Source organism: Actinomadura alba, assembly GCF_014323705.1.
GTDB lineage: Bacteria > Actinomycetota > Actinomycetes > Streptosporangiales > Streptosporangiaceae > Actinomadura_C > Actinomadura_C alba.
The window spans coordinates 236,330-250,941 of the sequence record NZ_JABVEC010000009.1; the positions used below are offsets into that span (position 1 = coordinate 236,330).

The following is a 14,612-nucleotide window of genomic DNA, read 5'->3' on the forward strand; positions in this document are numbered from 1 at the left end:
CCACTTCTCGTTATGCCGGCGTTACGCCCGTTGCCGCAGGCTGTGCGGCAGACAGCAGTGGCACGAGGTCGATGGGATGGGAACGTGCGCGTACTGATCGCCGAGGACGAGCGGATGCTCGCCGACTCGATCGCCGAGGGCCTGCGGGCCGAGGCGCTCGCCGTGGACGTGGTCTACGACGGCGACGCCGCGCTCGAACGGCTCGGCGTCAACGACTACGACGTGCTGGTCCTCGACCGGGACCTGCCGGTCGTGCACGGTGACGACGTCTGCCGCGCGGTGGTGGACTCCGGGGCGTACGTCCGGGTACTGATGCTCACCGCCGCCGTCACCGTGCCGGCGCGGGTCGACGGGCTCCGGCTCGGCGCGGACGACTATCTGACCAAGCCGTTCGCGTTCGAGGAACTCGTCGCACGCATCCACGCACTGGGCCGCCGCGCCCGCCCGGCCGACCCGCCGATGCTGGAGCGGTCCGGTATCCGGCTCGACCCGAACCACCGCGAGGTCTTCCGGGACGGGCGGTACGTGCAGCTGGCGCGCAAGGAGTTCGGGCTGCTGGCCGAACTACTGCGCGCGGACGGGACGGTGGTCTCGGCGGAGCGGCTGCTCGAGAAGGTGTGGGACGAGCACACCGACCCGTTCACCAACACCGTCCGGGTGACGCTGATGAAGCTGCGCCGCAAGCTCGGTGATCCGCCCGTCATCGAGACCGTTCCGGGAGTGGGGTACCGCATTCCTTGACGTCCTCTCCCGCCTGAAGGCGGGAGATTCCACTTCGTCCCCTACGCAGAGGAGAGAACGAGGTGAGGTTCGCGGTTCGCAGGCCCGCCCACCGGCCGGCCTCCCCGCGCGGTCACCGTCCGCCCGACGGCGATGTTGTTGGCCGCGTTCACATCCGCGTGATCTGCATGCCCGCAGGCGCGACAGCGAAAAGCCGCTTGGCTCTCGCGGCTTTCCGCTGCGCGGTGCCCGCAGGCATAACAGGTCTGGGAGGTGAACGCGGGATTGATCTTCTCGATGCGGTCGGGAGCCTTCTGCTCCAGCCGGGTCACCAACAGGCCCCAGCCACCTGCGTGGATGGACCGGTTCAGCCCGGCCTTGGCCCGCACGTTCCTGCCCGGCGCGTCCACGGTGCCGCGTGCGGAACGGGTCATGTTGCGGATCTTCAGGTCCTCGACGCGGATCACATCGAAACGGCGGGCGAGGTCGGTGGAGGTCTTCTCCACCCAGTCCTTACGCCGGTCCGTTTCGCGGGCCTTGATCCGAGCGATCACGGTCTTGACCCGCCGCCTCCGGTTCGACCCAAGTTTGGCCCGCGCCAGCCTGCGTTGCAGCCGCAGCAGCCGCTTGGCCTCGGCCTCACGCAGGCCCGATACCGACAGCAGTTCCCCGGTGGACAGGGCAGCCGACACCGCCACACCACGATCCACACCCACCACCCGCCCCGTACCCGGCCCGGACACCGGCTTCGGGATGGCGGCGAACGCAACATGCCAGCGGCCCGCCCGATCCCGGTTGACCCGAAACGACCTCACATCGTCGGGGACCGTCCGGGACCAGCGGAACCGCACCCAACCGACCTTCGGAATCCGCACCAGGCCCACCCTGCGCGACACCCGGCGCACATCCCACTGCACGCCGCGCCTCCCCACGATCCTGAACCCCTCATGCCGGCCCGACTTACGCCACGTCGGCCGACGATGCGTCCCGGCAAAGAAATTCCTCATCGCTTGGGCGAAATCCCGCAGCGCCTGCTGCTGCACCGTCTGCGACCCGGCCGCAAGCCACCCGAACTCCCGGCGGGCCTCGGTCAACTGACGGCACTGCTCCAGATAGCCTGGCGCGCCCGCACGTCCCGGCCGCCAATACCCGTGCTGCTCGCAAGCCAGATTCCACACAAAACGGGCGTGTGCGCAGTGTTCCAGCAGCGCCGCCTCCTGAGCGGGTGTCGGTGCAAGCCGGAACCGCATGCGAACACGCTATCGACCACCACCGACACTTCGAGGAGGGAGCGGCGTTTCCTCCCCGGCCTGAAGGCCGAGGTCTCCACGCCGCACATCCGATGACGACGCTCACGCACCGGCTGAGGCCCACGATCCGGGTGCGGCTCACGCTGATCTACGGCCTTCTCTTCCTGGCCGGGGGCATCGTGATGCTGGTCCTGACGTACGTATTGCTGAAGAACAACCTCCGCTCGAGCGTGTCGGTGGCGACGCGCCACATGGACCCGGCGACCATCCCGGGCGGCCCCGAGGCCCCCCCGAAGGAGATGATCTTCGGGTCGTCTCCGGACCGGCTCATCACGGCCGGGGAGGCGAGCGGGGTCCTGGTGCAGTCCCAGGTGAGCTTCCAGCGGGAGACGCTGAACTCGCTGCTGACGCTGGGCTCGGTGGCCCTCGCCGTCGTCACGGCCGCGGCGCTGGGGCTCGGCTGGCTGTTCGCCGACCGGGCGCTGCGTCCCCTGCACCGGATCACCGAGACCGCCCGGCGGGTGGCGCGCAGCCACGACCTCACCGAGCGGATCGCCTACGCCGGACCGCGCGACGACGTCAAAGAGCTGGCCGACACGCTCGACACCATGCTCGAACGACTGGCCCGGGCCTTCGACGGCCAGCGGCGGTTCGTCGCCAACGCGTCGCACGAGCTGCGCACCCCGCTGGCCATCAACCGGACCCTCGTCGACGTGGCGCTCCGGCGTCCGGACCCGTCCGAGGACGTCAAGCGCCTGGGCGAGGCGCTGCTCGTCGTCAACGGCAGGCACGAACGTCTCATCGACGGGCTGCTCACGCTCGCGGGCAGCGAGAACACGGTCGTCGACACGAGTCCGCTCGACCTCGCCGACGTGGCCGGGCACGTCCTCGGCCAGGCGGCCGCCGAGGCCGCGGCCCGCGGTATCACCGCACGCCGCGATCTCGGCCACGCGCCGACCTCGGGCGACCCCGTCCTCATCGAACGCCTCGTACAGAACCTGGTCGAGAACGCGATCCGGCACAACCATCAAGGCGGCGAACTCTCCGTCACAACGCGCGGTGACGGCGGTCAGGCGGAGCTCATCGTCACGAACACCGGCCCGGTCGTCCCGCCCTACGAGATTGAGACGATCTTCGAGCCGTTCCGCCGGCTCGGGACCGACAGGGTGCACTCCGACCGGGGATCCGGCCTCGGTCTTTCGATCGTCCGTGCCACCGCGACCGCCCACGGCGGCATCGTCACCGCTCACCCGCGCCCCGGCGGCGGTCTGACCGTGATCGTCCGGCTGCCTGCGGCGAATCGGCATTCTCACCCCGCGGATGGTCACCGGGGCCGGACACCGGGATGACGCTCGCCTGAGCGATAATCGCTGCCGTGCGATTCGGGGTGCTGGGCGCCGTCGAGGCGCGGTGCGCCACCGGCGAGCCGATCGCGCTCGGCGGGCGGCGGTCGCGCTCGCTGCTGGCGATGCTGCTGCTCGACGCGGGCCGGACGGTGGACGCGCGGCGGCTCATCGAGGGCGTGTACGGCGAGCGGGCCCCGGGCGACGCGGCACACGCGCTTCAGTCGCAGGTGTCGCGGCTGCGCAGCGCGCTGCGGGCAGGAGGCCTTCCCGGCGACCTCGTCCTGTTCGAGCCGGGCGGGTACCGGCTCGCGATCGACCCCGAGGACGTCGACGTCCACCGGTTCGAGCGGCTCGCCGGTGAGGGTCGGCGCGCGTTCGCCGGCGGCGACCACGCCACCGCCGACCGGCTGCTGCGGGAGGCCCTCGCGCTGTGGCGTGGCACGGCCCTGGCCGACGTGGCGGATGCGTCCTTCGCCGAGGCGCAGACCGCGCGGCTGGAGGAGCTCCGGCTGGCCGCGACCGAGGACCACATCGAAGCGCGGCTGACACGGGGCGAGCATCGCGCGCTGGCGGCGGAGCTGCCGGAGACCGTGGCGGCGCACCCCCTGCGGGAACGGCTGCGCGGGCAGCTCATGCGCGCCCTGGCCGGGAGCGGGCGACAGGCCGAGGCGCTTGCGGCGTTCGAGGACGCGCGGCGGGTCCTGGCCGAGGAACTCGGTGTCGACCCCTCGCCGGGACTCCGGCGGGTGCACCTGGCCGTGCTGCGCGCCGAGGGCCCGCCACGGGCGGCGGTTCCCGCCCAGCTCACCAGCTTCGTGGGGCGCGAGGGCGATCTCGCACGCGTCGGCGAGCTGCTGCGCGAGGAGCGTCTGGTCACGCTGACCGGGCCGGGCGGCGTCGGCAAGACCCGGCTGGCGATCGAGGCGGGGCGGGGACGTGAAGCCTGCTTCGTCGAGCTGGCCTCGGTCGGTGCCGGAACGGCCGTCCCACGGGCGTTGATCAACGCGCTGGGCCTGCGGGAGGCCGCACTGCTGCCCGCGCTGTCCGGCCCGTCCGAACCCGCCGACCGGCTGGTCGCGGGGCTGACCGGGCGGGCGGTGCTGCTCATCCTGGACGGCTGTGAGCAAGTCGTGGACGAGGTCGCCCGGCTCGTCCACCGGCTGCTGGCGGCCTGTCCCGACCTGCGGATCCTGGCCACCAGCCGCGAGCGGCTGGACATCGCGGGCGAGACGCTGCATCCGGTGCGGCCGCTGGCCTCCCGAGCGGCGGTACGGCTGTTCACCGACCGGGCCGTCGCGGTCCGGCCGGGCTTCCCGGCCGACGACGCGACGCTCGGCGCGGCGGCGCGGATCTGCCGTGCGCTCGACGGGCTGCCGCTGGCGATCGAACTCGCCGCCGCGCGGCTGCGCGTGCTGACGGTGGAGGAGGTCGCGGCCCGGCTCGACGACCGTTTCCGGCTGCTGTCGCGCGGAGGCCGTTCGGGGACTCCCCACCACCGGACGCTGCGCTCGGCCATGGCGTGGAGCTGGGATCTGCTGACGCCACGAGAGCGCACGCTGGCGGCGGGGCTGACGGTCTTCCGGGACGGTGCCACGCTCGACGCGGTCGCGCGGGTCTGCGGGCCGTCGGAGGACGAGGTCATCGACCTGCTCGCCGATCTTGTCGACAAGTCGCTGGTCGAGGCGGACGAGGGCCGGTACCGCATGCTGGAGACCGTCCGCGAGTACTGCGCCGAGCGGCTGGCCGAGCCGGCGACGGCCGTCCGGCTGATGGACGAGGCCATCGAGCTGGCGGGCCGGTTGGGCGCGACGGAGGATCTGACCAGGTTCCTCGTCCGGAAGGCGGACGCGCTCGCCGCCGCCGGTGACCTCGACGCCGCGCACACGGAGTGCGCACGCGCGGCCGACCTCGCGCGCCGCGCCGGGATGCCCGAGTCCGCGGCGAACGCACGGCGCGGGCTCGCCGACGTCGCGCGGTTGCGCGGCGACCTGGCCGGGGCCCGCGCGCTGTACGAGCTGGCGCTGCGGGGCTGCGAGCGGGCGTCGATCAGCGCCGCGTTGACGCGGTCGCGGATCCTCGCCGGGCTGCGCTGCATCGCGGAGGCCGAGTCCGGCGGTGAGCGGGCCGTTGGCCGTCGGTGAGCCGTCGGTGAGCGGTCGGTGAGCGGCGCCCTCGACGCTGGGGGCACGCGCACATCCGATCATCGAAGGAGCCCGCAATGGGGGATCTGACCGGCAAGACCGCGCTGGTGACCGGCGCTTCACGGGGCATGGGACGAGCGGTCGCTCTGCGGCTGGCCGCCGACGGCGCTCTGGTCGCCGTGCACTACGGCGCCAACGGCGACGCGGCCGCGCAGACGGTCTCGGACATCGAGGAGGCCGGTGGACAGGCCTTCGCGGTGGGGGCCATGCTCGGCCTGGACGGCGACGTCGACGCTCTGACGGCCCTGCTGACCGAGGGACTGCAAGGGCTCCCGCTGGACGTCCTGGTCAACAACGCGGCCTGCGGCAACCTGGAGACGCTCTTCGCCGGCTCGATCGACCGGCTGACCCCGGCGCAGTTCGACGAGGTCTTCGCGGTCAACGCCAAGGCGCCGTTCTTCCTCGTCCAGGCGTTGCTGCCCGTGCTGCGCGACGGCGGCCGCATCATCAACATCTCCTCCCCAGGCACCCGGATCGCCCTGCCCCACCAGATCGCGTACGCGATGAGCAAAGGCGCACTGGAGGTCATGAGCCGAACACTGGCCAACGCGCTCGGTGCCCGGGGCATCACGGTCAACACGGTGACGCCCGGCGCGACCGACACCGGGATCAACGACTCGCTAAGCGCCCCCGAGACCAGGGCCGCCATCACGGCCGGCACCGCCCTCGGCCGGATCGGCCGACCGGCCGACATCGCCGACACCGTCGCGTTCCTCGCCTCGGACGACGCGCGCTGGATCACCGGCAACGTGCTCGACGTCACCGGCGGCCTTTACCTGGGACCGCTGCCGTGATCCGCTCCGGCGCCGTTCGGGGCGTTCCGCCGGCTCGGGACCGACCGGGTGCACTCCGACCGGGGGCGGTCTCGGCCTGTGGTTCTCCACAAGGTGCGGGGTGTGGTGCTCATCGCCACCTCGGGTGGTTCACCTCGTGTTGCCGGACGAACCGCCGATCTAGCGTCCTTCGCATGACCCGCCGGGTGCATCAGGCGCCCGTGGAGCGAAGGACGTGCGTTGAGAAACGGTTCGGCGATGGTGCGGATGGCCCGATGGAGCGCGGCGCATCCTTGGTCGGCGATCGGGCTGTGGGTGGTGTTCGTCGGCCTGTGCCTGTTCCTGGGTTCCGCGGCCGGCTCAAAGAAGATCAGTGATGCGGAATCCGGAGTCGGGGAGTCCGGACGCGCCGGACGCATCGTGGCGTCCGGGCGTTTTCCGGCCAAGCCCGAAGAGAGCGTTCTCATCACGGCGGCACAGGGCGGCCCGCCGTCCCGTCAGGCCCCGCGCACAGACTGTAGCCCGCCACGGCCGTCGCCACGCGACATCGCGGATACGCGGATTCGCGTACCCGCGACGCCGGGGGAACTGCTCTTGCAGCGGTTTCAGCAGGTGCAGCCGTGCAGGATCCAGGACAGGTTGAACTTACGGAAGAGGACGGAGCGGGACGAGGTGCTGCTGGCGTCGACGTTCAGGTTGCTCTCGACCAGCGCGCCGATCCGGTAGTCCGCCGTCTTGGTCATGCTGGAGTAGCCGCCCTCGGTGCCCGCGCCGGACGGCAACGGGCCTTCGCTGAGCGGGCGGCTGTTCGGCCAGGTGCGGGCGTTGTCGTAGCTGATGCGCACCCGCATCTGACGGCGGTTTTCCGTGCTCGCCGAGTTGAGGAAGATCGTGCGCGACGGGGCGTCGTTGTTGTACTGCAGCACCGATGCTTGGTTGACCGGGTCGAGGAGCTTGTCGTCCGGGCTGTAGGCGGAGAACCCGCCGGCGATGCTGCCGCGCGCCACCCACCGGCGCTTGGCCGTGTTCCAGGTCGTCGTGGTCGGCCGGTCGTTGCGGTAGAGGCTGCCGTCGGCAAGCTCGGTGATGGTCGCCTCGCCGGTCGGCTCGCTGAGCTTCTGTACGCGCCAGGTGGCGCCGTGGTCGGTGCTGTAGATGTTCCGGTGCTGGGCCGGGATCACCAGCGTGCCGTTCGCGGTGTAGATGCCGTTGCCGGGGCCCATCGCGTCCCAGGCCCAGGCGGAGCCGTTCGCCTTGGTCTTCGGCAGCAGCGACTCGGTCATGTCCGTCGGGCTCGCCGAGCCGTCCATACCGGTGAAGGTCTGACCGTCGTTGGTGCTCTTCATCACGTAGACCCGGCGCTCACCCCACTTGGTGATCGCGGTCGTGGCGGCGCCGGTGTCGGGGTTGGCGCCACCGCTCTGACTCTTGTCGGCGGCGTTCCAGGACAGGAAGAGCCAGATGGTGCCCGTGGACCGGTCGACCACCGGGGTGGGATTGCCCCACGTCCCCGCGCCGGCGCCGACGGCCTCTTTCAGCGACGACCAGTCCGAGGCGGCCGCTCCGTCGTTGACGCCGCGCTTGTAGACGAGGTTGATGTTGCCGTAGTCCTTGTTGCTCTTCGCCCGGCCTTCGGCGAAGGCCAGCAGCGTTCCGGCGTTGGTCCGTACGATCGCCGGGATCCGGAACGTGTGGTAGGAGATTCCGTTCAGGCTTTCCACATTGTTGCCCTTGAACAGCACGGTCGCGGTGTGGAACTGAGCGGCCGAGCCGGCCGGGTCGTCCGCGGCGGCGACGGGAGTGGCCATGGCGACCGCGACCACTCCCGCCGTTAGTGCCGCCGTGACCGTCGACGTGAAGATGCGGGACTTGCCTGGACGGAACGTCTTCGCTGTGCGCAAAACACTCTCCATCTGCCGGTCGTTCGCGAATTCGGGCTCGAACAATGGAACCTCTGGAATCTAACGTCTGAAAATGAACAGATTCTGACAAGCCCGACGTGTTGCCGGGATGAGAGAACCACGCTGGACGAGGGGAGATCGAGAGCATGCGATATCTGCGGCTGCCTTCCGGCGAGGAACTGCCCGTACTGGGGCAGGGCACCTGGGGAATGGGAGAGCGACTCTCGGATCGAGCAGCGGAGGTCGCGGCGCTGCGACACGGCCTCGACCTCGGGATCGGCCTGATCGACACCGCCGAAATGTACGGCGACGGCGGTGCCGAGGAGGTGGTCGGAGAGGCCATCGCCAGCCGTCGGGACGAGGTCTTCCTGGTCAGCAAGGTGCTCCCGCACAACGCGAGCGCGCGAGGCACGGTCAAGGCGTGCGAGCGCAGCCTGCGCCGGCTGTCGACCGACCGTCTCGACCTCTACCTGCTGCACTGGCGCGGGAGCACGCCGCTCGACGAGACGCTGGAGGCCTTCGAACGGCTGCGGGACAGCGGCGAGATCCGTCACTTCGGCGTCAGCAACTTCGACATCGGTGACATGCGCGAGCTGTGGGACCGTCCGGCCGGGCGGCGGGTGGCGACCGACCAGGTCCTGTACAACCTCGCACGCCGCGGGATCGAGTACGACCTCTTGCCGTGGTGCCGGGAACGGGGGCTGCCGGTCATGGCGTACTCGCCCATCGAACAGGGCCGGCTGCTCACTCATCCGCTGCTGCGGCGGCTCGCCGAACGGCACGACACAACACCCGCGCAGGTCGCGATCGCCTGGGTCCTGCGGCAGGACGGCGTGTGCGCGATCCCGAAGGCCTCGACGCCGGAGCACGTCGACGAGAACCGCGCCGCACTCGACATCCGGCTGTCGGAGCGCGACCTCGCCGAGCTCGACAGCGCGTTCCCGCCACCCGATCGAGCCGAGCCCCTGGAGATCCTCTAGCACTCCCACTCGTGATCATGCAGTTGTTCCCATGGCCGACGGTCGCCATCGCGAGCCGGCCGCGAACAACTGCATGATCACGGCCGAGAACCTCTGCCGTGATCATGCACTTAAGCACCACAGCCCTACACCCGCCCGCCCGACCGTCGGGCACTGACGACTCACACGCGAACAACTGCATGATCACGGCGGGGTGTTTACCTGCGGTGAAGGGCCGTGAAGAGCTGGATCCACTGATCGGGATGGACGAACGCCACGATGGTGCGCCGATCGAGGCCCGCGGCCGCGAAGGCCGCGGTCACCCGCGCCGGTCGATACCGCCTGCTGAGCGAGGCGTGCAGGGTACCGCCCACGCCCCCGAACCCGAGCGCGACGAACGCCTCGTACTCGCGCAGCGCTCCCGGCGGCAGCAGCGCCTCCCTGCGGCGGTCCAGGCGCAGGATGCCCGAGTCGACCGACGGTACGGGCCGGAACAGCTCACGGGGGATGACACCCAGCAGCCGCCAGTCGAACCTCGGCCAGGTGCGTACGGTCAGCCGGCTCCAGCGGCCGCGGTCGCCACTGCGCTTACGCGCGTAGTCCAGCTGCGTGACCATCGTCGCCGAGGTCAGCTCCGGTGCCTTCAGGCACCACTCGACGATGCGCGATGTCACCCCGTAGGGGATGTTGCCGACCAACGCGAAGGGCTCCGCGGGCGGCGTCGCCGACAGGAAGTCGGCGTGCACGCATTCGATCTTCGGATTGCTCCGGTACCGTGCGGCGACCCGCCGCGCCAGCGCCGCGTCGATCTCGTACGCGATGACCTTGCGGCACTCGCGGGCCAGCGCCCGGGTGAGACGACCCTCGCCCGCGCCGACCTCCACGAGCAGGTCGTCCGCACCTGGCCGGGCGGCCCGTACGATGCGGGCGATCGTGCCGGGGTCGTAGAGGAAGTTCTGCGAGAGCGCCCGGCGGTGCTCCCACCGGCCTCCTCGTCGCGGCCCGAGGTACCGGGCGTCCCCTCGAGTGGTCTGCGACTCTCTGGTCTCGGACTGTCGAGTCTGGGACTGTCGAGTCTGGGACTGTCGAGTCTGGGACTGTCGTGTGGTCTGGGAATGGTTCCCGTCTTGGTCTCGCACGCCGGTCTCCTTGCGACCGGCCCGGTCGATACCGGGCCGGGGCGTGGACAGACGAACGCGAACCGTTCGGTGCGATGAGGCATGCGCATGAGACGCTCCGGTGGCCTGTCCGAGGTATGGGGACTTCCTCGGAGGCCCTGGGCGTACGAAAAAGGGCGCGTGAGAAGACGGCCGGCCTCACGCGAGGCACGGCGGTCACCCGTCACGGTGAGGTGCCCCGTGACGGCGGAGTCGAGTAGAACGGATCAGACGCCGGACGCGCCCTGGACGACCAGGGCCGTTCGGCCCCGCCGCGGCCTTCTCAACAGCTCGGGCGCCCATCTGCCTGGGCACCCGGCGACCGCGGTGGGGCCGAACCCGGTGACGATCGCGTACATCGAGGCGCACATGCCGGCCACGTTAGGGTCGGGGGCCGAGCGGCGGCAATCGATTTTCCGGCGGCCCCGCACAGCGAGGGGCCGGCACGTTCGGCCGCCGTCCCGTGGCCGAATAAGCAGTGACCGAATAAGCAGAGGCGCGTTTCCGGCGAGACCGGCAGGATGGGGCGATGAACTGGACCGCACCACAGATCACTCGAATCGACCCGCCGCCGGTCGGTGACGAGCGCACCCAGCTGGAAGCGTGGCTCGACCACCACCGGCAGACGCTGTTGCTGAAATGCGCCGGGCTGACCCCCGAGCAGCTCAGGGCGCGCAGCGTCGAACCGTCGAACCTGTCGCTGCTCGGTCTCGTACGTCACATGGCCGAGGTGGAACGCTCATGGTTCCGGCACAGAGTCGCCGGTGAACCGGTCGAGTTCCTGTACTGCGACATCGAGACCAACCCCGACGGTGATTTCGACGACGTCGACACCGCCGACGCGGAGGCGGATTTCGACACCTTCACCCGCGAGATCGAACTGGCCAGCGCGGCGGCCGCCGGGCGCTCCCTCGAGGAGACCTTCTTCCACAAGTACCGGCAGATTGAGATGAGCCTGCGCTGGGTGTACCTCCACATGATCGAGGAGTACGCCCGCCACAACGGCCACGCCGACCTCCTGCGCGAGCGGCTCGACGGCGCCACCGGAGCCTGAATCAGGTGATGTCGAGGACCGCCTTGCCGTGCAGCCGGCGGCCGAGCAGGGTGTCCAGCGCCTCTGCGGCCCGGTCCCAGCCACCGCGCCACGAGATCTGCGGGTCGAGGTCTCCGGCGGCGACGCGTTCGGCCAGCCAGGTGAGATCCGGTGCCAGCCCGGTGCAGGCGATCAGGTAGAACGTCACGATCGACCGGTCATAGCGACCTTCCTGGTCGCCGAAGAACGCCCCGTAGGGGAACGTCTCTTCCTCGCCCGCCGCGTGCCCGACCGAGACCAGGGTGCCGCCCCTGGCGAGTTTGGCGTAGGCCTCGACGAGCTGCCGGCCGGCGACCATGTCCACCACGCCGTCCACGGGATCGCCGACCTCGCGCGGCGCGGCCACCACCTCGTGTGCGCCCTGCGCCCGCAGACCGTCTCCGTGGGCGTCCGGGTCCCCGGTGGACGCGACGACCCACGCGCCGCCGAGCCGGGCGAGCTGCACGGCGTAGCGCCCGACTCCCCCGCTCGCTCCGGTGACCAGGACGCGCCTGCCGAGGATCGGGCCGATCCGGTGGAGAGCTCGCAGGGCGCTCGCACCGGCCACCGGCACGGTGCTGATCGCGCCGAGATCGGCGCCCTCCGGAGCCGTACCGATCCAGTCGGTGTCGACCGCGCGGAGCTCGGCCCACGCGCCCTGCTCTCCGAGCGTCACCACGGGCGTGCCGACGGCCGGACCAGAGCCGTCGGCGGCGGCTCGTTCCACCACTCCGGCGGCGTCCCAGCCCAGCACGCTCCCCTCGGGGGCGTTCTCCACGCCGAAGGCGACCTCGCCGTAGTTCAGTGAGGTCGCCCTCACCCGGATCAGCGCCTGGTTCGAGGCCGGTACGGGATCCGGAGCCTCACCGAGGCGGAGACCGCCGGGGACGGAGCGGTCGACGAGCAGAGCGCGCATTGTTTCCTCACAGGATGGTGCGGACGACTACGAGGCCACATAGTGCCACTGAGTGGCATTAGCTTACAAGTGGCATTCGAGTCCGGGACTACAATGCCGAGGTGATGAGCACCGCGCCTCCTCCTTCCAGCACGGCGGACCAGCTGCCGCTCCGTGAGCGCAAGAAGCTGCGCACCCGGCAGACGCTGATCGACACCGCTCTGGAACGATTCACGACGGACGGATTCGACGGCACGACCCTCGACCGGCTCTGCGCGGCGGTCGAGGTCTCCAAACGCACGTTCTTCCGCTACTTCAGCAGCAAGGAGGACGTCGCCATGGCACCCACGCAGGACCTCTGGACGGCGTTCCTCGACGACCTCGAGATCCGCGAGCCGGACCACCAGACGCTCCTCGCGATGCTGCAGGACACCCTGCTCGCGGCCCTGGAGCGGATGCCGGACGAAGGGTGGGCGCACCGCGTGCTGCTGAGCCATCGGCTCACCGCCACGACCCCGTCGATGGACGCGCACGGCCTGCAGTTCTGCGACCGCACGAGCCGGCAGGCGATGACGCTCCTGGGCCGGCGCTTCGAGCTGGCCGATCCACAGGGCCTGAGCTCGCGGCTCGCCCTCGACCTGCTGGTCGCCGCCTTCCACCGCGCACTGGAGCGATGGGCCGCCGAGCCCGGCACTCCCCCGGCCCGCGACGACCTCGCCGTGCATGTACGCGACGCCTTCGCCGCCATCCCGGGCAGCCTCACCCTGAGGGTCGAGCCTAGATCAGAACGCCGATAGCCGATCGGGCGCGGCTTCGGCCGCCCGACTCACCACCGAAAGACCCTCCCGAAAGAGTCCCGGCCGATGAGTCACCTCGATGGCCATCCGGTGGAAATGATCGCATTAAAGAGCGTCACATTTGCCCGATTCGCACTCTTTCATGGTCGGAGATCACACGATCAATGGCGCACTATGAACGACATTCTGTTCAGAATCTCGGTTGCGTCTCGACCGCGATTCGATAATATATTCGAAGACACAGTCGCCTTTCCGAGGAATGAGCGGGAGGAGGTGTTCACGGATGCCTGGTCTGGACGTCGAGGAGTTGCCAGGTATATCGGTGACGCTTCCCGGCCCGCGATTGGCCGGTGAGCTAGCTGATCTGCCGCTGGGCCGGCTGGATGAGCACGCTCTGGTCGAGGCGATGCGGGCGGCTCGGCGGTTGACTTCGTGGGCGGAGTCGCTGGAGCTCTCGGCGATCGCTGAGCTGGACCGGCGCCGTCAGGCCCAGGCTGATCGGTGCGGGGCGTGGACGGTGGAGATGAGCCGGGCGCTGTGTGATGAGATTTCTGCTGCGTTGACGTTGTCGGGCACCGCCGCCGCGATTCAGCTGGGGATGGCGGCGATGTTGGAAGGGCCGTTGCTGGAAACCGGCCGGGCCCTTGTGGAAGGCCGCATCGACAGCAGGAAAGCGCGGGCGATCTGTGACGGCGTCCTCGGGGTTCGCCACGATATCGCTCGTGAGGTCGAGGCTCTCGTGCTGCCCGATGCGCCGCGGCTGACCGCCCGGCAGCTGGCGGTACGGGTCCGTAAAGCGATCAAAGACGCCGACCCCGAAGCCTACGAGCGGCGCCGTAAGGCGACCGAGAAGGGGCGTCGGGTGGAGTTGTACGACAACCCCGACGGCACCGCGGACCTGGCCGCACGCGATCTGCCCGCCGAAGACGCCGACGCCGCCTACAACTACGTCAACGCGCTGGCGAACGCCATCAAAGCCGACGGCGACCAACGACCCATCGACACCATCCGCGCCGACGTCCTCCTGGAGTTGCTACGCGGCAGACACCCCGCAGACCTCTCCCCCACGGCAGCGGCCGCCGACGCCGACGCCGACGCCGAGCAGGGTCCACCCCCGCCTGCGGAAGCCACCCCCGAACCCGGGGACCCCACACCCGGGGACCCCGCACCTGCGGACTCCGAACCCGGGGACTCCGAACCCGGGGACACCGCGCCCGGGGACACCGCACCCGGGAACACTGCACCTGAGGACACCGGCACCCCAGTAGCCGCCCCCCGGGGAGCTGAGACCGAAGCGGCCGGGGAACCGGCAGCCATGGCGGCTGAGGCCCGCGCGTCCCAGCAAGCCCCCGGACGCCCCGGCCGCACACGACGAACCGATTCCGCGCGGCCAGGCCAAACCGACGGCGACACCGGGCGCGAAGACGCCGCCGGGCGCGAGGAGGCCGCCGCGATCGCCCGGGCGGCCCGCGATGAGCTGACCGACCTGCTCGACCGGATCCGCGACCAAGGTGGACCCGCTGAGAGGCGGCTGCTGATCA

12 protein-coding genes are annotated in these 14,612 nt (G+C 70.5%); 8 read left to right on the plus strand and 4 right to left on the minus strand.

From position 1 onward, the window contains the following. Positions 1–84 precede the first annotated feature (84 nt). Entirely contained in the window at positions 85–741 is a 657-nt protein-coding gene (locus HKK74_RS14790) for a response regulator transcription factor (protein WP_187243768.1), read from the plus strand. A 41-nt stretch (positions 742–782) separates the two neighbouring features. On the opposite strand, the gene HKK74_RS14795 is transcribed toward HKK74_RS14790, so the two are convergent. After that, positions 783–1,970 (minus strand): RNA-guided endonuclease InsQ/TnpB family protein, encoded by a 1,188-nt coding sequence (locus HKK74_RS14795; RefSeq protein WP_187243769.1) that lies wholly within the window; start codon positions 1,968–1,970, stop codon positions 783–785. Between the two features lie 92 nt (positions 1,971–2,062). On the opposite strand from HKK74_RS14795, the gene HKK74_RS14800 reads away from it, so the two are divergent. From HKK74_RS14800 to HKK74_RS14810, 3 genes are all read left to right on the plus strand, one after another. Beyond that, positions 2,063–3,319: a sensor histidine kinase gene (locus tag HKK74_RS14800; protein ID WP_187243770.1), complete on the plus strand. Its 1,257-nt coding sequence runs from the start codon at positions 2,063–2,065 to the stop codon at positions 3,317–3,319. A 26-nt stretch (positions 3,320–3,345) separates the two neighbouring features. Then, the gene (locus tag HKK74_RS14805; protein ID WP_187243771.1) at positions 3,346–5,457 is read left to right on the plus strand and encodes an AfsR/SARP family transcriptional regulator; all 2,112 of its coding nucleotides are present in this window, start codon (positions 3,346–3,348) and stop codon (positions 5,455–5,457) included. A 77-nt stretch (positions 5,458–5,534) separates the two neighbouring features. Next, positions 5,535–6,311 carry an SDR family NAD(P)-dependent oxidoreductase gene (locus tag HKK74_RS14810; RefSeq protein ID WP_187243772.1) on the plus strand — a complete coding sequence of 259 codons (777 nt, stop codon included), beginning with the start codon at positions 5,535–5,537 and terminating at the stop codon, positions 6,309–6,311. Positions 6,312–6,895: 584 nt separating this feature from the next. On the opposite strand, the gene HKK74_RS14815 is transcribed toward HKK74_RS14810, so the two are convergent. Continuing rightward, complete coding sequence (locus HKK74_RS14815) at positions 6,896–8,191, minus strand: sialidase family protein (protein WP_187243773.1); 1,296 nt, start codon at positions 8,189–8,191, stop codon at positions 6,896–6,898. Positions 8,192–8,337: 146 nt separating this feature from the next. Here HKK74_RS14815 and HKK74_RS14820 point away from each other — a divergent pair, with 146 nt between their 5' ends. After that, positions 8,338–9,171, plus strand: coding sequence for an aldo/keto reductase (locus HKK74_RS14820; protein WP_187243774.1), 834 nt, complete (start codon positions 8,338–8,340; stop codon positions 9,169–9,171). 197 nt (positions 9,172–9,368) lie between these two features. On the opposite strand, the gene erm is transcribed toward HKK74_RS14820, so the two are convergent. Next, positions 9,369–10,289: an ErmE/ErmH/ErmO/ErmR family 23S rRNA (adenine(2058)-N(6))-methyltransferase gene (erm, locus tag HKK74_RS14825; protein WP_187243775.1), complete on the minus strand. Its 921-nt coding sequence runs from the start codon at positions 10,287–10,289 to the stop codon at positions 9,369–9,371. A 547-nt stretch (positions 10,290–10,836) separates the two neighbouring features. Between erm and HKK74_RS14835 the strand changes: the two genes are divergently transcribed. Further along, positions 10,837–11,361 carry a DinB family protein gene (locus tag HKK74_RS14835; protein WP_187243777.1) on the plus strand — a complete coding sequence of 175 codons (525 nt, stop codon included), beginning with the start codon at positions 10,837–10,839 and terminating at the stop codon, positions 11,359–11,361. A gap of 1 nt (position 11,362) precedes the next feature. Here HKK74_RS14835 and HKK74_RS14840 read toward each other — a convergent pair whose 3' ends face one another. Beyond that, the gene (locus HKK74_RS14840) at positions 11,363–12,295 is read right to left on the minus strand and encodes a zinc-binding dehydrogenase (protein WP_187243778.1); all 933 of its coding nucleotides are present in this window, start codon (positions 12,293–12,295) and stop codon (positions 11,363–11,365) included. A gap of 104 nt (positions 12,296–12,399) precedes the next feature. Here HKK74_RS14840 and HKK74_RS14845 point away from each other — a divergent pair, with 104 nt between their 5' ends. Then, on the plus strand, positions 12,400–13,071 hold the full coding sequence (locus HKK74_RS14845) for a TetR/AcrR family transcriptional regulator (protein WP_187243800.1): 672 nt from the start codon (positions 12,400–12,402) through the stop codon (positions 13,069–13,071). A 283-nt stretch (positions 13,072–13,354) separates the two neighbouring features. Then, positions 13,355–14,612, plus strand: a 1,258-nt coding sequence (locus HKK74_RS14850; protein WP_187243779.1) for a DUF222 domain-containing protein, incomplete at its 3' end; no start/stop codon positions are given.

Coding starts and splice junctions, on each gene's coding strand:
- HKK74_RS14795 (WP_187243769.1), bottom strand. CDS start 1,970: ATGCGGTTCCGGCTTGCACCGACACCCGCTCAGGAGGCGGCGCTGCTG.
- HKK74_RS14800 (WP_187243770.1), top strand. CDS start 2,063: ATGACGACGCTCACGCACCGGCTGAGGCCCACGATCCGGGTGCGGCTC.
- HKK74_RS14810 (WP_187243772.1), top strand. CDS start 5,535: ATGGGGGATCTGACCGGCAAGACCGCGCTGGTGACCGGCGCTTCACGG.
- HKK74_RS14820 (WP_187243774.1), top strand. CDS start 8,338: ATGCGATATCTGCGGCTGCCTTCCGGCGAGGAACTGCCCGTACTGGGG.
- HKK74_RS14835 (WP_187243777.1), top strand. CDS start 10,837: ATGAACTGGACCGCACCACAGATCACTCGAATCGACCCGCCGCCGGTC.
- HKK74_RS14840 (WP_187243778.1), bottom strand. CDS start 12,295: ATGCGCGCTCTGCTCGTCGACCGCTCCGTCCCCGGCGGTCTCCGCCTC.
- HKK74_RS14845 (WP_187243800.1), top strand. CDS start 12,400: ATGAGCACCGCGCCTCCTCCTTCCAGCACGGCGGACCAGCTGCCGCTC.